Source organism: Methanosarcina sp. WWM596 (genome assembly GCF_000969965.1).
In the GTDB taxonomy this organism is placed as follows: Archaea; Halobacteriota; Methanosarcinia; order Methanosarcinales; family Methanosarcinaceae; genus Methanosarcina.
Genome location: NZ_CP009503.1, coordinates 3078469 through 3098935, shown reverse-complemented (window position 1 = coordinate 3098935; position 20467 = coordinate 3078469). Strand labels below are relative to the sequence as shown.

The 20467-nt window shown below is 41.9% G+C and carries 24 protein-coding genes and 4 pseudogenes; 17 read left to right on the top strand and 11 right to left on the bottom strand.

Annotation, left to right across the window (positions count from 1 at the left end; translation table 11 throughout):
- Positions 1-6 precede the first annotated feature (6 nt).
- The 5 genes from MSWHS_RS13650 to MSWHS_RS20595 all read left to right on the top strand — a co-directional run bounded on the left by MSWHS_RS13650 (position 7) and on the right by MSWHS_RS20595 (position 2614).
- Positions 7-660: a B12-binding domain-containing protein gene (locus MSWHS_RS13650; protein ID WP_048129310.1), complete on the top strand. Its 654-nt coding sequence runs from the start codon at positions 7-9 to the stop codon at positions 658-660.
- A 98-nt stretch (positions 661-758) separates the two neighbouring features.
- On the top strand, positions 759-1805 hold the full coding sequence (locus MSWHS_RS13645) for a DMT family transporter (protein WP_048129312.1): 1047 nt from the start codon (positions 759-761) through the stop codon (positions 1803-1805).
- A gap of 2 nt (positions 1806-1807) precedes the next feature.
- The gene (locus MSWHS_RS13640) at positions 1808-2104 is read left to right on the top strand and encodes a hypothetical protein (RefSeq protein ID WP_048129315.1); all 297 of its coding nucleotides are present in this window, start codon (positions 1808-1810) and stop codon (positions 2102-2104) included.
- A gap of 19 nt (positions 2105-2123) precedes the next feature.
- Positions 2124-2273, top strand: coding sequence for a hypothetical protein (locus MSWHS_RS21045; protein ID WP_197073937.1), 150 nt, complete (start codon positions 2124-2126; stop codon positions 2271-2273).
- 188 nt (positions 2274-2461) lie between these two features.
- The gene (locus MSWHS_RS20595; protein ID WP_156148188.1) at positions 2462-2614 is read left to right on the top strand and encodes a hypothetical protein; all 153 of its coding nucleotides are present in this window, start codon (positions 2462-2464) and stop codon (positions 2612-2614) included.
- Between the two features lie 99 nt (positions 2615-2713).
- Here MSWHS_RS20595 and MSWHS_RS13635 read toward each other — a convergent pair.
- Together MSWHS_RS13635 and MSWHS_RS13630 are read right to left on the bottom strand one after the other, a co-directional pair.
- Positions 2714-2956 (bottom strand): annotated as a pseudogene (locus MSWHS_RS13635) (hypothetical protein); the annotation flags it as partial.
- Positions 2957-2987: 31 nt separating this feature from the next.
- Positions 2988-3296 (bottom strand): hypothetical protein, encoded by a 309-nt coding sequence (locus tag MSWHS_RS13630; protein WP_048159188.1) that lies wholly within the window; start codon positions 3294-3296, stop codon positions 2988-2990.
- Between the two features lie 356 nt (positions 3297-3652).
- Here MSWHS_RS13630 and MSWHS_RS20590 point away from each other — a divergent pair, with 356 nt between their 5' ends.
- The gene (locus MSWHS_RS20590) at positions 3653-3793 is read left to right on the top strand and encodes a hypothetical protein (RefSeq protein ID WP_156148189.1); all 141 of its coding nucleotides are present in this window, start codon (positions 3653-3655) and stop codon (positions 3791-3793) included.
- 15 nt (positions 3794-3808) lie between these two features.
- On the opposite strand, the gene MSWHS_RS13625 is transcribed toward MSWHS_RS20590, so the two are convergent.
- A complete protein-coding gene (locus MSWHS_RS13625; RefSeq protein ID WP_156148190.1) occupies positions 3809-4096 on the bottom strand; it encodes a hypothetical protein in 288 nt (95 codons plus the stop codon).
- A 61-nt stretch (positions 4097-4157) separates the two neighbouring features.
- Here MSWHS_RS13625 and MSWHS_RS20585 point away from each other — a divergent pair, with 61 nt between their 5' ends.
- Entirely contained in the window at positions 4158-4385 is a 228-nt protein-coding gene (locus tag MSWHS_RS20585; protein WP_156148191.1) for a hypothetical protein, read from the top strand.
- Positions 4386-4606: 221 nt separating this feature from the next.
- Here the strand turns inward: MSWHS_RS20585 and MSWHS_RS20580 are convergent, their stop codons facing one another.
- Together MSWHS_RS20580 and MSWHS_RS13620 are read right to left on the bottom strand one after the other, a co-directional pair.
- Positions 4607-4714 carry a hypothetical protein gene (locus tag MSWHS_RS20580; protein ID WP_369798532.1) on the bottom strand — a complete coding sequence of 36 codons (108 nt, stop codon included), beginning with the start codon at positions 4712-4714 and terminating at the stop codon, positions 4607-4609.
- 186 nt (positions 4715-4900) lie between these two features.
- Positions 4901-5107 (bottom strand): annotated as a pseudogene (locus MSWHS_RS13620) (ISAzo13 family transposase); the annotation flags it as partial.
- Between MSWHS_RS13620 and MSWHS_RS22425 the strand changes: the two are divergent.
- Positions 5107-5476: pseudogene (locus tag MSWHS_RS22425) on the top strand (IS5/IS1182 family transposase); the annotation flags it as partial. The pseudogenes MSWHS_RS13620 and MSWHS_RS22425 sit on opposite strands and share 1 nt — an antisense overlap.
- On the opposite strand, the gene MSWHS_RS13615 reads toward MSWHS_RS22425, so the two are convergent.
- Both MSWHS_RS13615 and MSWHS_RS13610 read right to left on the bottom strand, forming a co-directional pair.
- The gene (locus tag MSWHS_RS13615; protein WP_048129327.1) at positions 5453-5698 is read right to left on the bottom strand and encodes a hypothetical protein; all 246 of its coding nucleotides are present in this window, start codon (positions 5696-5698) and stop codon (positions 5453-5455) included. The pseudogene MSWHS_RS22425 and the gene MSWHS_RS13615 sit on opposite strands and share 24 nt — an antisense overlap.
- 522 nt (positions 5699-6220) lie before the next feature.
- Positions 6221-6904 carry a DUF5591 domain-containing protein gene (locus MSWHS_RS13610; RefSeq protein WP_048129329.1) on the bottom strand — a complete coding sequence of 228 codons (684 nt, stop codon included), beginning with the start codon at positions 6902-6904 and terminating at the stop codon, positions 6221-6223.
- A 392-nt stretch (positions 6905-7296) separates the two neighbouring features.
- On the opposite strand from MSWHS_RS13610, the gene MSWHS_RS13605 reads away from it, so the two are divergent.
- A complete protein-coding gene (locus MSWHS_RS13605) occupies positions 7297-7698 on the top strand; it encodes a helix-turn-helix domain-containing protein (protein WP_048129331.1) in 402 nt (133 codons plus the stop codon).
- A gap of 99 nt (positions 7699-7797) precedes the next feature.
- Here MSWHS_RS13605 and MSWHS_RS13600 read toward each other — a convergent pair whose 3' ends face one another.
- The 3 genes from MSWHS_RS13600 to MSWHS_RS13590 all read right to left on the bottom strand — a co-directional run bounded on the left by MSWHS_RS13600 (position 7798) and on the right by MSWHS_RS13590 (position 9998).
- Positions 7798-8976 carry an aminotransferase class I/II-fold pyridoxal phosphate-dependent enzyme gene (locus tag MSWHS_RS13600; RefSeq protein ID WP_048129333.1) on the bottom strand — a complete coding sequence of 393 codons (1179 nt, stop codon included), beginning with the start codon at positions 8974-8976 and terminating at the stop codon, positions 7798-7800.
- Positions 8977-9058: 82 nt separating this feature from the next.
- Positions 9059-9550: an Lrp/AsnC family transcriptional regulator gene (locus tag MSWHS_RS13595; protein ID WP_048130578.1), complete on the bottom strand. Its 492-nt coding sequence runs from the start codon at positions 9548-9550 to the stop codon at positions 9059-9061.
- 70 nt (positions 9551-9620) lie between these two features.
- On the bottom strand, positions 9621-9998 hold the full coding sequence (locus tag MSWHS_RS13590; RefSeq protein WP_048129335.1) for a 30S ribosomal protein S8e: 378 nt from the start codon (positions 9996-9998) through the stop codon (positions 9621-9623).
- 240 nt (positions 9999-10238) lie between these two features.
- On the opposite strand from MSWHS_RS13590, the gene MSWHS_RS13585 reads away from it, so the two are divergent.
- The 6 genes and pseudogenes from MSWHS_RS13585 (at position 10239) to tnpC (ending at position 15433) form a co-directional block, all read left to right on the top strand.
- Positions 10239-10487 (top strand): hypothetical protein, encoded by a 249-nt coding sequence (locus MSWHS_RS13585; RefSeq protein WP_048129337.1) that lies wholly within the window; start codon positions 10239-10241, stop codon positions 10485-10487.
- Positions 10488-10547: 60 nt separating this feature from the next.
- Complete coding sequence (locus MSWHS_RS13580; RefSeq protein WP_048129339.1) at positions 10548-10874, top strand: DUF6951 family protein; 327 nt, start codon at positions 10548-10550, stop codon at positions 10872-10874.
- A 261-nt stretch (positions 10875-11135) separates the two neighbouring features.
- Entirely contained in the window at positions 11136-11825 is a 690-nt protein-coding gene (locus tag MSWHS_RS13575) for a DUF169 domain-containing protein (RefSeq protein WP_048159186.1), read from the top strand.
- Between the two features lie 674 nt (positions 11826-12499).
- Complete coding sequence (locus tag MSWHS_RS13565) at positions 12500-13006, top strand: NOB1 family endonuclease (protein WP_048129345.1); 507 nt, start codon at positions 12500-12502, stop codon at positions 13004-13006.
- Positions 13007-13171: 165 nt separating this feature from the next.
- Positions 13172-13786: an orotate phosphoribosyltransferase-like protein gene (locus MSWHS_RS13560; protein ID WP_048129347.1), complete on the top strand. Its 615-nt coding sequence runs from the start codon at positions 13172-13174 to the stop codon at positions 13784-13786.
- Between the two features lie 192 nt (positions 13787-13978).
- Positions 13979-15433: pseudogene (gene tnpC, locus MSWHS_RS13550) on the top strand (IS66 family transposase).
- A 180-nt stretch (positions 15434-15613) separates the two neighbouring features.
- Here tnpC and MSWHS_RS13545 read toward each other — a convergent pair.
- Positions 15614-17746 (bottom strand): DHH family phosphoesterase, encoded by a 2133-nt coding sequence (locus tag MSWHS_RS13545; protein ID WP_048129349.1) that lies wholly within the window; start codon positions 17744-17746, stop codon positions 15614-15616.
- 531 nt (positions 17747-18277) lie between these two features.
- On the opposite strand from MSWHS_RS13545, the gene MSWHS_RS13540 reads away from it, so the two are divergent.
- A complete protein-coding gene (locus tag MSWHS_RS13540) occupies positions 18278-19063 on the top strand; it encodes a slipin family protein (RefSeq protein WP_048129352.1) in 786 nt (261 codons plus the stop codon).
- Positions 19064-19113: 50 nt separating this feature from the next.
- Positions 19114-20418, top strand: a complete 1305-nt coding sequence (locus MSWHS_RS13535) for a nodulation protein NfeD (protein ID WP_048130580.1) — start codon at positions 19114-19116, stop codon at positions 20416-20418.
- Positions 20419-20467 lie beyond the last annotated feature (49 nt).

The following is a 20467-nucleotide window of genomic DNA, read 5'->3' as shown; positions in this document are numbered from 1 at the left end:
ACAAAAATGGCAAGCAAAGAAGAGATTATAGCAAAAGCAAAAGCTTCAATCACCGAGTTTGATGAAGACATTGCAGCTGAAGCCGCAAATGAAGCCCTCACCGCCGGGATCGACCCGGTAGAAATTATCGAACACGGGTATACTGCAGGTATGCAGGAAGTAGGCGAACAGTTCGAGCAGGGGACTCTTTTCCTTCCCCATGTGCTTGCAGCCGCTGAAGCAATGAAAGCAGGAATCGAGGTTCTGACACCCGAGATGGAGAGGCGGAAATCCAAAACCACAAAGCTCGGAACAGTCGTCATCGGGACCATCGAAGGAGACATCCACTCCATCGGAAAGGATATAGTTGCCTCCATGCTCAACATTGCGGGCTTTGAAGTGGTGGACCTCGGAAGAGATGTGGCCGTCAAGGTTTTTGTTGAAAAGGCAAAGGAACTAAAACCCGACATTATTGCATCCTCCGCCCTTATGACCACCACCATGGTAAACCAGATCCAGATTGAAGAACAGCTCAAAGAAGCAGGCATCCGCGGTCAGCTCAAGACCATGGTAGGAGGAGCCCCGGTTACCCAGGACTGGGCAGACAAGATCGGTGCAGACATCTACGGAGAAAGTGCAACAGATGCCGTCAACAAGGTAAAGGCAGCCTTGAAGCACTGAGAATCGGAAGAGCAGGCAGTCCCGGGAGTCCCAAAGGCTATACAGACCTGTCTCCCAGCACACCTGCTCAAAAACTCTAACAAAAAGGAGGAGTTGACATGGGTCTGAAAGCTTTGAAAGCGCAGGAAAGCAAACGAAAAATCAGTAAAGGGTATATGTGGGCTCTTTTTTGTGCTGTTTTCTGGGGAATCTGGTACCTGCCCGGAACTGTTGTGTGGGTACTTAACCCGTTTGATGAAATGTATGGGGTTATTGCCGGGACCAGCGGAGATGCAGTGTCCCTGGTTGTAACAGCGGCCCTGATTACCGCATTTAATGCATTTACAGTTATGCTGGCCCTCATGCTCTGGAATGGGGTGCTTGGAAAATTCAGAGAATTGGGCCGAACACTTAAGGAATTTCATCCCTGCTCCAAGTGGTTCTTCCTGGCTTCAATTTTCGGGGGGCCCATAGCAATACTTGGCTCCTTTATGGCCATGGGTTTTATTGGTGGAGCGTTCGCAGCCGTTGCTGCCCTTCTCTACCCGGTAATCGGCTCGATGCTTGCTTATTACTGGTATGGGGAAAAGATCAGCAAGAGGGCAGCCACAGGAATTATAATCATTATTCTTGGTGGAATCACAATCTTTGGCGGTGGGGTTATAACTGAACTTGCTGCGGGGGGAGTCCCCTGGATTGGATATCTGGGGGGTTTGATGGCTGCTGCAGGCTGGGGGATTGAAGGTGCAATTGCAGGCAAAGGGCTTGACATTTCCGAGCCTGATGTGGGGCTTACCCTTCGGTTTCTTGGGGAAAACATCATCTGGTGGATCATTATCGTGCCAATCCTGGCAATAGTTGGCTACCCTATGTATTCCTTTGCGCTCCAAGCATTTGAACCTCTGACACTGCTGGTCCTGATTTTTGCAGGGATCACCTTCGGGTTCTGTTACGTTTGCTGGTACAAGTCATTCCCGCTGATAGGTGTCGGAAGAGGGCAGGGGATAGGAAACCTCTACGGTCTGTGTGCTATTATCTTCATATTCCTCTTCTTCGGAGATGTCCCGCAGTGGACCATTCTTGTAGGAGGCACCCTCTGTGTTATTGGCAGCTTCGTCATGTTTACGGAAGAAACAAGCGCACTTGAAACCCTGAGAGGTGAGTGAAGGTGGGTACAAACCGTCCAATAAAATTCAGGATACTGGAACTTTTCCTGGATGGAGAAGAGCACTGGAACTATGAAATAGTTTCAAAAATCCAGGAAGAATATAATATGAAGAGAAATTACGGCAGGGACAGCATCAACTTTGACATTATCGAACTGGCTTCCGGCGGGATGTTGAAGGATGTGGAACAGAAGGTTGACGAGGAAGGAATCTACAAAAAAGGATTCCTCCTGCACAAATATGTGATCACCGACTTCGGAAAGGTCCGGGGCTCGGATGCCTGTCTCAGGTATGTCTAAAGGTAAGGAGGGAATAAATATGGTACAAACGACAGCTGCTATGGAAGCTTACAATGCTTACTGGGCAAACTCCTTCATCCCTTCCGCAGAGATAATGTGGATGGTTCTTATCCTGATCCTTGCAGTTATTGCTCTCTGGCAGGCAAGAACCTTTGTTTCGCAGTTCTGAAGGATAGGCAACGAAAATTGGAACCGGCAGAATTTGATTGAAATAAGCAGAATTTAAAACCTGTTACAGGACGTACCAGTCAATATTTTAGACGGTAATAGAAGATATACTTTTAATGAAACTTGAGAATACATCACGAAAATCAAAAAACAAGCGCCTATTTTATGGCGCTTACTCTATTTTTCAAAATGGTCAATATGTTTCGTTTTTGGCTGCTGCATAGCACCCTCAACACCGGTCTGTATCTCTACTTGATCAGCATATGCAGGATCTGCATGAATGTGCACAGGCATCCATCCACTATCGACCTGTTTTCGGATTTTGTCAATACGAATCCATGAATAATACAAGTAGAATTGAAGCTATTACTGCAATCGGCACAAGATACTTTCCTTTCATACGTAAATCTTCCTCTTCTTTTGCTTCGACGGAATATATTATTATACGTGCGATTTTCCAATAGCCCCAGATAAGACTTTACCAGTGAAGAGAAAAGCAAGGTCACAGTTTGCAGAATCTCTTAAGCCTGAGTTCTCTGACTTAAATTCGCTTAACAAAAGATCCGCATTTGTACTGCTCAAATCGGAATCATAGTAGTAATAGTCTGCGTCTAAATTGACACCGATATCTGAAACTCCATACGCATCGTTCACATCAACCATCATGTTATAGATTTCAGTACCCGGACTAGGGAAATTGTTTACAAACTCAGTATCACATACCGAAAGAACGTATACAGCTTTGTCCCGCTAGCTGAATAGATATCTTACCTGAGTCTGCATCTTTTTTAAAAGCTTCAGGATTCATGAGCACAAGATCGTATTTAGTAATCGTGTCTGGCACATTTATCTTATAATCTCCATATTTTTCAAGCTCGTTAAAACTTATTTCTGTGTAGTACTGATTTAAGGGTGTATCTACAGATTCATAACTTATTTCTGCACTTGCAGTCTCCAAACCTGTAAAAAAACATAGGGCTGCTAATACTACAAGGGTAGCTCCTTTTATGGTTTTGATCTTCACTTATTTCTCACATTCTTCATATTTATGGGAAGGAAATACAGGTTTAAATAAGTGTATGAAAAACAGTTAGAAACTTTGCACAAAAATTATACTTAAAACAAGTCACCACCTATTGTTTGTGCTTGAGTAGATCATTAGCTGTAGATTACTATATGCAGAATTTTTTATAATAGTCCGCAGCAAATGGGTTGACGGTCAGAATCTAGAAATGGGTATTTGCTGGACTGGCTTGGTCAAGGTCATAGGATGTGGGAATGAAAAAATGTGGAGTGATGTACAGGCTGATGGTTGAATCCTGCCAGTCAGAATAGGATTTATATGGGCTTCTCCATATCAAGCCCATAGAAGTGACAGGAATGACAGTAAAAAGAAAGAAAAAACAGAAAATGAAACATGGAAGCTATTTCAAGACGGATAAAAACTTCGAAAGGATCGTCCGGAAAGTAATGGAAGATAGCCGAGAGGTTCTTCAAGCCTTGAAAGAGTCCGGAAACTGAGACTCCATAAGACTCTTACTTTATAGGATATCCCTGCTCTCTCCTTTTTGCCTCTACATCTGCCAACTCCCTGATTTCTTTTGCAGCCCCCGGCGGAAACTCGCCAAAAACAGACATTACATACGCATATTCGCGGGCTGTGTTCACAGTTCCACCCATAGACACACCGTCGCGAAGCACACACTTATCCCCGCGATAGAGCCTCAATGCTGGGAGTGATGCTGGCTCGCCGTATTCGATGTCAACAAGCTGATCAAAGGCAGGTATCTCCATTAGCTCGCGCAGCGTCTGGTGCATGACCATGCATTCACCGCCTCCGTGCACATAATCAAGATCCTTAATGCACTTGTTTTCCGGGAGGATATTGACTCGCAGTGTGTATGGTTTCTTTGCTGCCGAGACCAACCTGAACAGGATAGTAGAAAAGGACTCTTCAGGGTGGATTCTTGCCCTGCGAAGGGCATCATATACCTCATCTGATACCCAAAATACCCGCGTAGAACCTGTGGATTGTGGGAATGGGATTTCTTTCCTGGAAACACAGAACAGGAACTCAAAATTATCGTTTTGCCGTACCGGATATTTTCGCTGAATATTTGGTTATATAAGCCGATCGATATCAAAAATTTTATGAATTATCGATGTATACCAATAAATTGAATAATATACAGATGAATACTAGCGTGAACATAATGAACCTGATATCTGCACTAAGGAACTGTCACAAAATAACTTATGCAGCCCCCTCTTTCTTAGGCTTGAATGTATAGTTTCACTCTCCGTGAAAACTCATCACGAATAATTCCTAATTCTTCAACCTTGTTCCTTAGTCATTTTAATCCCCTTTGGGTATTCATTCTGATCTAACATGCACTTAACTTTAAGCCCTTTTGATGTAGTTGTTGCGACAATAAGATTCACAATTACTGGCTCTTCGCCGTTTCGAGTGGGTACTTATATTCGTCACATGAATGTTGAAGTAGCACTTCTAAAATTCGGAAACATTTTTTGATGAAAACTACATTCAAGCTTGATGTTTCTCTTTTTAACCTGGCTACTTCCTAACTAGGCAACTATTTTCAACCCACATAAAACGGCGAAGAGCCCAATTACTTCATAGCTTGTAAGTGGTTTCCCTCTCCAATTAAAAGTTATATGAGAAAATAGTCTGTGCTCTATTTTATTCCATTTGCTTGTTCCTGGTGGGAAGTGGCAAACCGAAATTTCCATTCCAGTTTCATCAGCTAACTTTTGTAATTCCATTTTCCATAATCGTACTCTTTATCCATTACTCCCACCGCAATCAACAGTAATACAGTATCATGGGCAGCTTTGATCCGGAGCAGTTTATCAACTTTGTTATTGGATTACTTGACAATGTTTGTTCTCGGCGTAAAAGAGGTTTAAATCATATCATAATCGACAGCATAGACATCAATCTTGATCTTAACTGGTTTAAAATTTAAATCTTTGATGGAAAATTGGGGAGCACTTAAGCCTATTAGATCCCTCATTGAGGACGTATTTAAATTAGCCAAAAAAGTATGCAATATGGAGAATTTACACAGGTATACAATGCGTTCTGTAAAAAAGTACTGCTCTTTGGCTGTATTTTTGACAGGGGCAGTTACAGCTTTCTTTATTAGCGATAAAAAGAGATTAAAACGCTTGGCTGAGAGTTAAGAAAAAAAGCACAATAAATCTATCAGATTTACGAGTTTTTGGTTCTCTCGCCCTGAAGTCCAGATACTTTTTTACAGCTTTGGAGGCTTCGGGGCTTAAAAAAGTAAAAAAGTCGATTTTCATTTTTTGCCGTCTCAAATCAAGATACTTCACCCCTGTTTCAGGGTCATAACCGTTAAAAAAATCAGAAACTTTTAAATTGCCGATTTCATTTGCAGCCAATCCTGAACTTACACCAACTGGAACAAGAGCCTTTTCTATTGGAGAACATACCTTTAAAATTTCTTGTATTTCTTCTTTTGTAGGTATTCATGTATTTTCTTTTTTTGTTTTTGGGCTACTGCTCCCTCGTTGCATTCTCGGCAGTTTAATTTCAAAATAAGAATAGAAACTTTTAACCGCTGTCATTCTATTCTTTGTATTCTGCTGCTCCTTTATCCTGCAAAAATTTTTTAAAACCGGTAAGATACGATTTTATCCGTCGTTTCAGAGTCTTCGGATTGTGTTCATCTTTATCGGCTTCCCCGATTAGCTCTGTGGGAGATTTCCCCAAAAATTCTGTGAATTAACGCAATCCTTGTGAAAAGAATATGACTGTATTTTTACTGTTTAGGTTATCCATCCATTCTATTACCATAGAGTCTTCGCGTAATGTTTATAAATCCATCCTAAGATTACCTATTAAAGATATAAAGTATTAAAGATATAAAGATAGTACTTATATAATAAGGGTATCTCTAGATATCACAAAATATACCAGTCCGTATCGTCAACAGAGAGGTCTTCCTTCAAGCCTACTTCCCGCCTGGGAAGCTCAAAAGCATCGGTAATTGCATCGGAAAGGTCCTGCAGGTACTCTTTAGAGGAGAGGCTGTTGTAAATAAAGGGCTTATCGGGCTGGATCATCCTCTGAATTGTAGATTCCCTCGGGACAATATCCACTTTTATGTCGACCATTTCCAGGGCTTTTTCCATTGCAGTCCGGAAATCCCCGATACAGTATGCTATCCTGTGCCTGTAGTTTGCCCTTGTCTTTTCAAGATAAGCGGCAATTCTTTCACTTTCTATTTTTATGAAGTCTCTCTTGATCTTTGTCACATTACATTTTCCCATCATGAAAGTGTAGTGCATGAAAGGGTACTCTGTATCAAGTTCCCTTGGGGCAATCCCGCAGGTCCCGAAGGTGACTATGTGTACATCCTCGGGCTTTAAGAGCCCGAAAATTATCCTGTCGAATTTTTTGTGGGACGGGCTTTCATGGTAAGGCTTTCTTTTGGCGCAGGGAACGAAAATACATACTTCCCTGAAAGGAGCTTCATACTCATTGAGAACCCAGTCATTGGCTTTTATCATATCAGGATGGTAAATAATTCTCTCAGTATCAAGAGGTTCTTCGGAACGTTCATCCTCAGGGATAATGGGCTTCATAAGACCTCAGAGCTTATTGAGTCAGGAAATTATATATATAATTAACTAACCAGAATTATTCAGGATTTATTATTTTTTTAAAAACGCCCAGAAAAGATAAAATGGAATATTTAGCAAATACTGCCTGAAAAAAAACATAAGAGTTTAAGAGAGATAAATAAGTTTATAAATATATTCACCAATATTGGTAGCGAAATAACACATAATGATACTTAACACAATTGGGGAGTATGCTTTTAAAAAGCAAATTTGGAGACCAGCACAGAGTTTTCTATTTAATGAGCATCCTCAATCCATCTGATATAATGTCTTAACGTGCTGGCCGGTATCCTCAAAGAACTCGAAAGAAATTCAAAAAACAATAGGGCAAACCGTCCCCAAATAGTGGTTTTATGGCGAATTCTATTCATGAGATGATCAGAGCAAGCTTCAGATGCGAGGACATGGTAAAATGTGTACTCGGTCTGAAGTCCCTTGACATCGACGCATACAAGGCTCTGCTTATGCATGGTCCCCTGACAGCAGAAAAATTAGGAGAGATCCTTGACAGGGAAAGGAGCACTGCATACCGTTCCCTGCAGAACCTTATAACTTGTGGAATTGTTTACAGGGAAACACGATCCATCGATAGCGGAGGGTACTACTACGAATATGTAGCTATCGAACCTCAGGAAATGAAACAGATGGTAAAGAAAAACGTTGATGAGTGGTACAGCCAAATGAATGAATTGATTGAAAAAATGGATGATAAAGTAAGCGCCCTCGTCATGCGGATGGACGATGAAGAAAACTGAATAAAAAAAGAGATAGAAGCGAAAATTTAAAGCAAAAGTATCACAAAAAAAGAAAATGAGAAAATAAAAGTAGACCGAATAAAGCTTCGGTCAAATTCATTATTTTAATCCATCTACAAAATCTCCCATTCTCTCGATTGCTTTTTTAAGGTCACCCAAAGATGCTGCATAAGCGCACCGCAGGAAACCTTCGCCTGCATCCCCGAACACATCTCCGGGAATTGTAACAACCTTCTTTTCATTAAGAAGACGTTCTGCAAAAGCAGAAGAGGAAAGACCCGTGTTTCCTATGTAAGGAAAAGCGTAAAAAGCGCCTTTAGGGTTGCTGCATTCAAGCCCTATGCTGTTAAAGCCTTTTACGATAAAGTGCCTGCGCCTGTCATATTCCCGGACCATCCGCCCCATTTCTTCATTACCATTGCGGAGGGCTTCTATTGCCCCTACCTGAGCGGTTATGGGAGCACAGAGCATGGAGTACTGGTGGATCATCATCATCGAATGGATAATATCCGGAGCGCCCATTGCAAAACCGAGTCTTAACCCTGTCATTGCATAAGCTTTGGAAAACCCATTCAGCATGACAGTCCGGTTTTTCATACCTTCGAGAGAAGAGAACGGAACATGGCTGCCACCATAAGTCAGGCACTCGTAAACCTCGTCCGAGATCACAAATAAATCGTTCTCAACAACAAGGTCAGCGATGTCCTCCATTCCCCCCTGTTCCATAATTGCGCCTGTAGGGTTGTTAGGGAAGTTGAGGATGATTGCCTTGGTTTTGCTGGTGATTGCAGGTTTCAGGGCTTCTGCAGTAAGGGCGAACTCATCATCTCTGTGGGTAGAAACAATAACAGGCTTGCCCCCTGCCAGAACCACTGAAGGGACGTATGCCACATAGGAGGGTTGAACCACAATTACCTCGTCTCCAGGATTGACCACAGACCTGACTGCTATATCAAGAGCTTCGCTTACTCCTGTGGTAATCAGGATTTCGGATGCAGGGTTATAGTCCAGGCCGTAGCGCCTGTAATAGGTTCTTGAAAGTTCGTCTCTGAGTTCCGGAAGTCCGTAGTTTGAGGTATATGAAGTCTGCCCCTTTTCGAGAGAGTGGATGCACATCTCACGGATATGCCAGGGAGTGATAAAATCAGGCTCTCCTACACCAAGAGAGATTATATCCTCAAGTCCGGAAACCAGATCAAAAAAACGGCGTATTCCTGATGGAGGGATACTCTTTACAGCTTCCGCAACAAATTTTGAAGGATCACATGGAGGTCTCAAGCAAACACCTCTATAAAAAACTATATGAGTTATGTAAAATGTAAAACGTGATAAGGTGGATCAGGTCTTAAGCGCCATCACATTAAAACGATACCGGAAGCCTTTGAATTAACTCAGGTTCGTGGAGGATTACCCCATCTTCCTTATAGGTCTTCAGCACGAAATGAGTGGACGTACTCTGGACCTGGTCAAGAGTGGCGATTTTTTCTGCCACAAAAAAAGCCACGTCCTTCATTGACTTCCCCCTGACTGTAAGAGAGATGTCATAGTTCCCGGACAGAAGCCTGACAGACCTGACTTCCGGGAACTTGTAGATTCTTTCTGCAATTGCCTGATAGCCCTGGTTACGCTCGAGAGTGACCTTCAACTCAATTACGGCGTAAACGTAGTTTTCCCCAACCAGGTCCCAATCAACTATGGTCTTATAGTGCCGAATAACTCCTGTTTCTTCAAGCTTTGCAATCGTCTGGGAAATTTCCTGTGCGGATGTTCCTGTCAGGGTTGCAATTTCTTCCGGGCTTGTTCGAGCATCATTTTCAAGAATTTCCAGTATATGTCGAATTATTTCGTCCACGTTGATCACCGGCACAAAGTTATGGGATATTGGCACAGAACCCCGGATGGGGGGTAAGGGCTCTCTTCAATTATTCAATTAATACAGCGTTTACAACTCCGTCCTGCCCAGGTCTGCTTGTAACTCTAGCAGTGCCCATGGGAGTCCTTATAACGGAACCCTTTGTCAGAATGTTACGCCTGATATAGTGCTTGTTTGCAGTGTTATCAATTACAGTCTCAATGGGTGCGGTAACTGTCTTCCCGTCTTTAGGATTTGTCACATTTGCAACATTAGACTGGAGAAGCCTTACTTTCCTGTTACCTCCCATAGTAGAAACGTTCTTTCTTTTTACTTCGCTGATACGGGTTTCCGCAGATTCGCGGCCCATCTCAAACTTTCGCTTTCCGCGGGCAGCAATAACCTTCCCACCGGTAACTTTTCTTCTGGAGTTGCCTTGCCATCTCATTATTAAAACCTCGTTATTGTATTGAAATATAAGCCAAAATTTAGATTTAATATTGTATTTAATGCTACTACTAAAGCTGGTTTTTAGTGGACTTCACGAGTCCAAATAGTAAATATCCTGTAATCCTGGTGACCCTGATCTGGTGATCCTTTTTCAAAGCATAAGCATACCTGTCAGTGCTTAATTGCTCTGCTAATATATTAATGTATTAACAGGAATACTTTAATTAGCATATTTGCTATGGATTTAGCAATACGAATAGAATCGTATAAGAACTTTGCGATCACATCGCCAGAAAAACCTTATCTTCCGGAAAGCACCTGCATACGAGTAACTGTAGCTGAAAAAATAGCATCTGAAGACCGTAAAGTTACCGGCATAAAATGGGGCATAAAAAGTTGGCCACGGAAAAATATATATGTAAAATTAAATAAAAAAAGATTGAGAAAAAAAGATTCAGGTACAGGGCAAAAGGGAAATCTCATCTAATAATGTATTGAAGACCCTTCAGACCCCGGACGATTATGCAGAATTACAGGAGGAAAAACAATGGTTTCTGAACTTTCACTCAATACCGTCTGCGGACATACAACAAAAGTTATTGCTACAAAAGAAGGTAAAAACACACACGTGCATATCAAAACCACCTGTGAAAAACTAAGGAAATGGGGCACACAATTCGATATGGGTATGAAAGACCTTATGGGCGGCCCTGAGACCGTGCTTGCCCAGAAAATGGCTGAAGCCCCTTTAACTCCCACCTGCCTTGTCCCAGCTGCAATAATGAATGCCTGCTGGCTTGAAAATGGCATGATTTCTAAAAACCTTGCCAGGGAAATGGGAAAAATGGAGATTATTTTTGACAAACTTGAGTGAGGATTCCTTAATTTTTAGTAATTCAATCTTTATTATTCTGCTTGAGGCAGTAAGTTAGAAACCAAACTCACTAAAAAAGGAAGAGTACTGCGAAAAAATCCGTTATAGATCAAAACTCGAGAGTATTTATATCAGAGTGGGTTGTGTATAATTTAGCCAAAACTCAACAAACATATATATACAATAAGAAAAAAATAATAAGTAAATAATATACATTTCTTTTCAGAATTCTTTTAAATATTATACAAGAAGTGATGGAAAATGGACTTAAAAGAAATCAACAACTTCGGACAGGAACTGGTCGAACGCCTTAAACTCAAGACTTCCCCGGTTGCAATAAAACTGATCCCTACTGGAGGAGAAATTCCCGAAGGAATCAAAAAGGTAGATGACGTCATGAGACACTGCCAGATGATTGATCAGGTAAGGAGAACCGGTGACGAATTCTATTCCCTTGGCGAAGACCAGATGTGCAAAGGTGGATCCGCTTCCATGGGCCTTGGCACAATGCCAGCAAAAGTAGGTAGTGGGGAATTCTACTACAAGGGACTGAAGCATTTCAGCAACATAAACTCCGCAAGGCGTACCGTGGAAAATGCCCCCATGCTCCCTCCAAACAGCACCAGAGCAATCTTATACTCTCCCCTTGAAAAAACGTCTTTCAAACCCGATGTTGTGGTGGTAATATGCAACCCAAAACAGATTATGTTACTCACACAAGCTTTCATGTACAAAAGTGGAGGCAGGCTTGAAGTAAGTTTCGCAGGAAAACAGAGTATCTGCTCCGACGGTGTAGTTCAGGCTTACAGAGACGGAAAGATCGGAATTACCGTGGGATGCAGCGGTAGCAGAGCTTATACAGATATCGCAGATGAAGAAATGATCATGGGAATCCCTGTTGAACTTCTTCCAGAATTAATTTCCGACCTCAAGAAAATCTGTGCAGAATGAAACAAAAACCTACATTTTTCAGATATAAATTCCTCCATGTTAAAGCCCGATAGTGGGCAAGAAATTGATCAAATATGGCAAAACGGATACATTTGATTTGTTTTGTTATATTTGACAATCATTCTTCTGATCCTGATTATAATTCTGATTCTGATTCAGATCATTCTTCTGATCCTGATTATAATTCTGATTCTGATTCAGATCATGATTATAATTCTGATTCTGATTCAGATCATGATTATAATTCTGATTTTGATACTGCTTTCAGTCGCTTATCCCATTATTAATTCTATCTGCTGATTGAACCAACCTATTTTAGTTTAGAACGTAATATTACTCCTGACCACTCAAGATGCTGTCATTATTAACTGTCATTATTAAAATACACGTAAAAACTGCAACAAAACGCTCGTTGTTAACTATAAAATCAATTAAAAAACATAGTAAGCCCTCTTGAGAAGATCGAAATATACTATTACTTGTCCCTAGGTTAATCCGTTTGAGCGAAGCAGAACGGACCACGTACTGCAGAGCCGCAACTCTGCTGGCGCAACTCGGGAGACAATGGATTATATACTAAAAGAGAAAACAAACATGGAATTCTTCAGATTACAGGCACAAATAAATGAAAGTAATTTTCAAATCGCAGTACTTTCATACCAAAGAGAAGGACAATGACCTCTTACATAGCAGACTCGGCAGTCTTTATAATGGGAAACTGCAGCGTGGATAGTTCACTGCTTATCACCGTCCCTTCGGTTGTAGACGAGTTAAAAAGCAGGGATTCCGTGCTCCGTTTTGACCTTGCAAAAGAGGGAGGACTAAGGGTAGAATGGCCAGAACCGGAAATGGTAAAAGAAGTTCGGAAAAAAGCTGAACAAACCCGGGACTCAGAAGAGCTTTCAAAAACTGACCTGGAAATTCTTGCAAAAGCCCTTGAACACAGGGAAAAGGCAATACTGCTCACGGATGATTATGCAGTCCAGAATGTTGCCATTCAACTCGGGATTCAGGTTAAACCAATAGCCCAGAAAAAGATAAAAGATATCATCATCTGGCAAAAGCGGTGTACTGGTTGTGGAAAAATCTTTGAGAAGGGGGATGACTGCCCTATTTGCGGTTCACCCATGAAGAAAAAGAGAAAAACAAGACTTAAAGGAAAAAGGTCTCAGGAAAGCTGAAGAAAAAGATATAATGCTTGATAGTGTAATAATATCTTAATTGAGAAAAGATATACGTGAATTATAGTTTTTCAGGCAGTAATTCCAGGCAGCATCCGTAAGAAGAGCTGCAAAAATCGGCCGGAAATACCGCCATACAAAAAAATTATAGGTGGGAATGGAGGCATGAAGAACATAGAAGATCTGATTCAGAAAGCTGTGGAACTGCAAAACAATGGGCTTGTAACCGGCCAGATTGCCGACGAACTTAACGTTTCAAGAGAAACGGTTACATGGCTTTTAACCCGCTCAAAAAAAGGAGGAGCAGTCCCCGCTCCAAAAGACATATCCGTAAACTGGAGCAGCATAGGAAAGAGCGCTACACGGCTTCACTACATCTCACTTGCACTCTGCGACATGGTGCTTGAGACCCTGGAAAAGACAAATGCTGAGGTGGACGTGGTAGTTGGTGTTGCGGCCAGTGGCATCCCTCTGGCAAGCATGATGGCAAACGAACTGGGGGCAGACTTTGCCCTTTATCATTCCCGTAAAGGACAGAATGTCGTCCAGCCCGGCCAGAAAGGGACAATCAGCAGAAACTTTGGAAGCGTTGCAGGCAAGAACTGTGTGGTCGTGGACGACGTTATCACGACAGGTTCGACAACCATGGAAGTAATTGAGCAGCTACGGGAAATGGACGCAAAACCCAGAGTCGTAGTTGTTCTTGTAGACAAAAAAGGCGCAGATACAATCGCCAATGTCCCGATCCAGTCCCTGGTAAGGATAGTTCGTGTTGACTAAAAAAACAATAAAAGATAAAACAGGAATAACTCTCTTTGATATGGAAAGCCTCTTATTCTGAGGGGTTTTCCAAAAATTTACACATTTTAGATTGTTTTTTGTAACAATTCAGGTAGCCTTTGAAAGGCTACAATTTTTCCTCTTTTCGAGGAAAAATTGCATATAAATTGAATCCTATTTTGTTTCGTTATTATGCTTACACGTGAAGAGATCCTCGTTATCTATGAAGCTGGTCCTGAAGCTGTAATTTCTGTAATCCAGAGACTTGAAACTATCATAGAAGAACAAGCTATTCGAATTGCTGAACTAGAAGAACGTGTAAGGATTTTAGAATCTCGCTTAAATCAAAATAGCAGAAACAGCAGTAAACCTCCTTCTACTGACTTTTTAGTCAAAGAAAAACCTAATCCCAAGAGTCTCCGGAAAAAGAGTGGGAAGAAACCTGGAGGTCAAGAAGGTCATCCAGGCACAACTCTTGATATGGTTAATGATCCTGATTAGGTAATTGAACATTCTTTGACCTGCTGCAAAGAATGTGGACATACTCTTGAGGATGTTGAAGTTGAAGCTTATGAGAGAAGACAAATTTTTGATATTCCTCCTGTAAATCTAATTGTTACGGAACATCGAAGTCAGATTAAGACCTGTACTCACTGTGGAAAATCAAATAAAGCTTCTTTTCCAGAATCTGTGAAATATCCCGTCCAGTATGGTCCTAATATTTTAGCTTCAGCAATTTACTGTAAAAACTACCAGTTTATTCCCTATAAAAGGATTTTAGAGTTTTTTGATGACGTTATGGGGATAAAAATCTGTTCTGCTACGATAATCAGAGCAGAAAAAGAATGCTTCCGGAATTTAGAGGAGTTTGAAAATGTGAGTCAGGAGAGGTTAATAACTTCTCCTGTAATCCATTGTGATGAAACTGGGATGAAAATTGAAGGAAAAAGGCATTGGCTTCATGTAGCTTCTAATGACAAATACACCTGTTATTTTGCTCACTCAAAAAGAGGATCAGAAGCAATTAATGCCATGGGAATTCTTCCAGAGTTTAAAGGAATAGCAGTTCATGACGGATGGAAACCCTATAACAGTTATGAATGTGATCATGCTCTTTGCAATGCTCATCTCCAGAGAGAACTTACTGGAATTGAGGAGAACTATAAACAGCAATGGGCTAAAGAGATGAATGAACTGTTAACAGAAATGAAAAAGTATACTGATGAGTGTAAAGAGCAGGTCAAAGATCTGGACTTTGAGCAAATTAAAGTGTTAGAAGAAAGGTTCGATGCTGTAGTCATGAAAGGGATTGAAGAAAATCCACCTTCTCTAAACCCTGAAAAACAAGGAAAACGTGGTAAAAATCCAAAAACAAAAGCAAGGAACCTACTTGACAGGTTTATAGAAAACAAAAAACAGATCCTGAGATTCCTCAATGACTTGAGAGTTCCGTTTGAGAATAACCAAGCAGAAAGAGACATAAGGATGATGAAATTACAGCAGAAAATATCAGGAACTTTCAGAACTATACAAGGAGCGGAAGCTTTCTGCAGAATTAGAGCTTATATCTCAACCATTAAAAAGAATGGTTTCAATGTTATAGATGCTATTCTCGCGGCGCTCAAAGGAGCGCCGCTATTATTCTGAGAATTTCAGCATTTTGCTGAAAAAACATACTTTTTTATCAGTGGCTGAATAGTTACTGTTTTTTTAGTTTTTTTCTACTTTCTTCTGGCACTTTTGAAAATTTTTGAGAGATTGTTGCTCATAACCAGTTCACTCCAATGCCGAGAAAGAGAAGAATTAAAGGCTTATTGAAGAAGCCTGTTAATACTCAACTTCCGTAGAAGCAATCTTTTCTACAAGCCTTGAGAGCACTTCAGTTCTCATCCCTTCCACGAACTTGATACTGCCTACAACAAGGTGTCCACCGCCGCTGACTCCGGCACCTTTCACTTCTTCCCTGAGTTCCCTCACAATCCGGGGGATGTTCATGAGCACACCTTTTGAGCGGATTACCGCAAAATCCGGGCCATAGCCCAGAGTGACCACGGGCTTGTTCGGGTTCCTTTTGGTGAGTACATCATGCACTTCCCCGGAGGTCTTACCAGGTGGCGGGAAGGTAAACTTCTGGGCATAGTTTTCGACATCTATCACATTCATGATAGTTCCATTCGCCAGTTTCTGGGACTTGACGTTAAAGAGACAGACTTCAAGCTGTTCCTTTATCATGGAATTTGCCTGCTCGCAAAGCAGGGATACCAGATTTTGATGGATTTTGTGATCGCCCAGATCCAGGATATCGTCAACAATTCCTTTCCCACTGCTGAATTTAAGCCAGAACTGTTCGTAATCCAGAGCCAAAGCCATCTCTTTTAATTCCTCAAGAGTATAGCGGTCCGAGACAAGAGAGATATACCTTCCAGCTTCCGGAGCTTCAGAACGGTCTCCTACTGCCGAAACAGCAGGAAGGTGCTTTATCGTATCACTGATACTGGGATTGATCATACGAGCAATTTCAGCACAGAGCATTCCTGCAGTAACCCCGAAGTCTCCCCCTACATGAGCAGGGTTTGCGTGTCCTATAAGATATTGATCAACAATGTCGTCCGGATGGTGGTGGTCAACGACAAGCATATCGATGCCATAGACCTGTGCCTGTCGCATAGAGGGCACGTCCTCTTCTGTTGATCCATTGTCTACAAGGATCACAAGAGGCATTTTCTGCCCGTGCCTGGCACAATCTTCAAGTGCAAAGGAAATATCCCTTGTAACGTCGGCAAGCTCGTAAAAAGGAGCCTTTGAAGGAGCCCGTTTGTAAAAATAGTATTCCGCATCAGTTCCACCGATTTCCGTAATAAGGGGGAGAATTGCCCGCTCAATGGCGATTGCGGAAGTAATTCCATCAGCATCAGCATGATGCCTGAGGATAATGGGTGTTGAATGTAAGATTGCCTTTTTTATCTCTTTGGCGACGTGAAGCATTCTGGGCTTGAGCTTTTCCATAACATCGCTTTCTATAAGGAAAGGAATATCAGCAGGTGTTGCTTTTTCCTCAATTACCCTCTCAACCCTGGACTTGACAGCAGCTTCCTTTTTTCCGGTCAGCAGTTTCATACTCATGACTTCGATCTGGACCTGCTCATCCCGCGGAGTCACTTCCCCGGTAATCGACACAATCATTCCTACATCGATATGTGGGTAAGACCGCTTTCCTGCACTCTCAAAAGCCGCACAGGGAATAAAGCCCCCTTCATCACCAATGGTGAAAATAGTAGGCCCACTGGTCTGTTTTACCTGGATAACTTCCCCTTCGATCCGGACGAGCCTGCCTTTCATGCTGGTATCTATTTCGGATGAACTCTTAAGTGTGAGCTCTTTTTCAAGCTCGATGGTTTCGTACTTTGTAAGAGTTTGTGGGATAAGATCCAGCTTTCCTCCTGCTTTAATACTTTTTACCAGGACGATCACAGAAGCCTTAACTTCCGGCTGGACCCCAACATTGCTTGAATGCATAAGCCCTCTTACATGAGTGTTCAGATCCACAAAGACTCCAAAAGAGGCGATACTGCTCACTATGCCGTGATAAAGTTTTCCTGCTTCCACGTCTTTGAGGTCACAGGATTCATCCAGAGCGTAAACAAGCTGGGAACGTGAACAGGAACTGCAGATCTCTTCATCTGTATCCTTTGATTCATGAATTCTTGCTCCACAAACCTTGCAGGTATAGATCTTTCCAAGCCCCTCGCAGGTTTCACAGGATTTGGTAACTTCGATTGTCCCCTTTCCTTTGCATTTCTCACATACTGCACCATTTTTCAAGAAACTGTCGATGTCTGTTTCCGAAATTCTCATGAAATCAACTGATTTTGACTTGCCTTTTCCCTTACACAAAGGGCAGACCTCAGTTGAAATAACATCATAGCCACGCCCGTGGCAGTCTGGACATTCCTTACTCATAAATATCAACACCAGTGGTTCTTCCGAACCTGTGCTTTCTTACTCTTACGGTTTTTTGGAATTCAAAATATCGCTTTGAACTCTATACGTTTATTATATGGTTTGTCGGTCTTTCAGTCTACTGGCAACTGCATGACCTTCACCCGGCCCGGAAAATCGGCGACTACATGACTCGTTATCTTCCTGCATATCTCCTGTATTTCAGTTCAATATCTTCTGTATGCAAGATATAAGTATTTGTCAGCATGCTATTTTGCACAGCGTCTACAGATATCCAGAACCTTCAGTTTTTGAGATGGTATCTGTCACTTTCAGATATGTAATCTTAAAGACAGGGAAACCGCGGTCTATGAAAAACCGGAGTGAGGACTTATATAGATTCACAGATAATTTAAATAGACGACAGAGCATAAAACTTTTAAATTAGGAGTGGTTACTTCGTAAGAATTTTTTAAAATAATTCCCGGATAAAGAACACTTAATTATTATTAAACCCAATTTTAAGATTAATTGATAGGAGGGCATAAAAGTATGGTTAGTATCATCAATGAATTAATGCTTCCTGTATTAATAGTTGTAATATTAATACTCTCACAATCTATAAAAATGGTTAATGAATACGAACGTGTAGTTATATTCAGGCTTGGTAGACTGAGTGGCGTAAAGGGGCCAGGAATATTCCTTATTATCCCTTTTATTGATAAAGCTCTGAAAATAGACCTGAGAATTGTTGCCATTGATGTTCCTAAACAGGCAATTATCACCAAAGATAACGTCACAGTTGAAGTGGATGCTGTTGTCTACTACAAGGTAGTAGAACCTGGAGCTGCAATTACACAGGTTGAGAATTATATGTTTGCAACCTCAACCCTTTCTCAGACTACGCTTAGAGACGTGCTGGGTCAGATGGAACTTGATGAGCTGCTTTCGGAAAGGGAAAACATTAATAAGAAGATTCAGGAACTTCTGGATGCCTATACTGACCCCTGGGGAATCAAGGTTACAGGAGTAACTATCCGGGATGTAGCCCTGCCTGAAAGCATGAAAAGAGCAATTGCAAAACAGGCGGAGGCTGAAAGGGAAAAGCGGGCAAGGATCATCCTCGCAGAAGGGGAATACCAGGCTGCCCAGAAAATGAAGGAAGCTGCTACTCTCTATCAGGGCCTCCCAGTAGCCATCAAACTCAGAGAACTCCAGACCCTTGCCGAAATTGCCAAGGAAAAGAACCTGATAGTTGTTACACAGCAGTCCCAGGATATGCAAACCGGAAATATCGCAGCTCTTTCACAGGCCATCGTCGGAAAGAAAATGGAATAACGATGAGAATGGTCAGAAGAAACATAAAAAAGGAGAACGGATCGATAAACATGCATATGGAAAGGGCATCCCATTTCCTTTCTATTTTTATCCTGTGCTTCATCCTCATAGCTGCCTTTACGCTTCCTGCAAGTGCAGGGCCAGATGAGAAGGTGCTTGTCCTTGAAATAACCGGAGCTATTACCCCGGCTTCCGACAATTTGATAGCTGGCGCAATAGAAAGAGCTGAGATCGGGAACTTTGAGGCTCTCTTAATTACCCTGGATACCCCCGGTGGAGGGCTGGAAGAGACTCAAATAATCATAAAGGCAATTGAGAACACAACCGTTCCTGTGATCGGGTATGTGCCTGAAAGCGGGAAAGCCTGGTCTGCGGGAACCCTCATCCTCATGGGAACTGATATTGCCGCAATGGCTCCCTTTACAGTGATAGGATCAGCTCAGCCGGTGCAGATATCTGCAGAAGGGACAAAACCTATAGAGGATGAGAAAATTATAAATGCCCTCGTTAAATTCTCAACTGAGACGGCAAGAAAACACGGGCGAAATGAGACTTTTGCAGAAGAAGTAATTACCAAAAACCGAAACCTGAACGACGAAGAAGCTCTGGAAGAAGGAGTAATCGAATATAGAGCTCCTTCCGTTTCGAACCTGCTGGATCAGATTGACGGGCAGGTTGTAAAAGGTAGAAAACTGCAAACCGCAAATGCAGGAATAGAGACCTACGAACCTCCCTTTCCCATTTTCTTCCTGACCCTCATTTCAAACCCGGTCCTTTCCTCCCTTCTCCTGACAATAGGGCTTTATGGGATCATCTTCGGGATTTCAAACCCTGGGGCCGGAGCAGAAATTTTTGGCATTATTGCAATTGTGCTAGGGCTGATAGGCACAGGTTTCGACATTAATATAGCAGCATTTTTCCTTATCATTGTCGGAATAGGGCTTCTTATCCTTGAACTTAATTCCCCAGGATTTGGGGTTTTCGGGCTTGCCGGGTTTATCAGCCTGGTAATAGGGAGCATCTTCCTTGTACCTCTTGGAGGGGAAAACATTTACACTCCGGAATTCAGAAGACTGCTGACACTCACAGTTGTTACTCCCACGATTGTTTTCGGGCTTTTCCTTGTCTTTGCAATTTATAAAATCGCCGAAACAAGGGCGAAAAAGCCCGTTATTGGAGCCATTGTTGGAGATACTGCCCGGACAATAGACCCTATAGGACCGAAAAGCCAAGGTTATGTCCGCTATAAAGGAGAATACTGGAAAGCCAGGTCCGAAGAAGAAATAGGAACTGAAGAAGAAGTTGAAATTATAGGAAAAGAGATGGAAGTGCTTCTGGTAAAAAGAAAAATTTAATCCTTCCTTCTTTCTTTCCTTCCTTCTCTACTTTTCCTTTTTGTCTTTC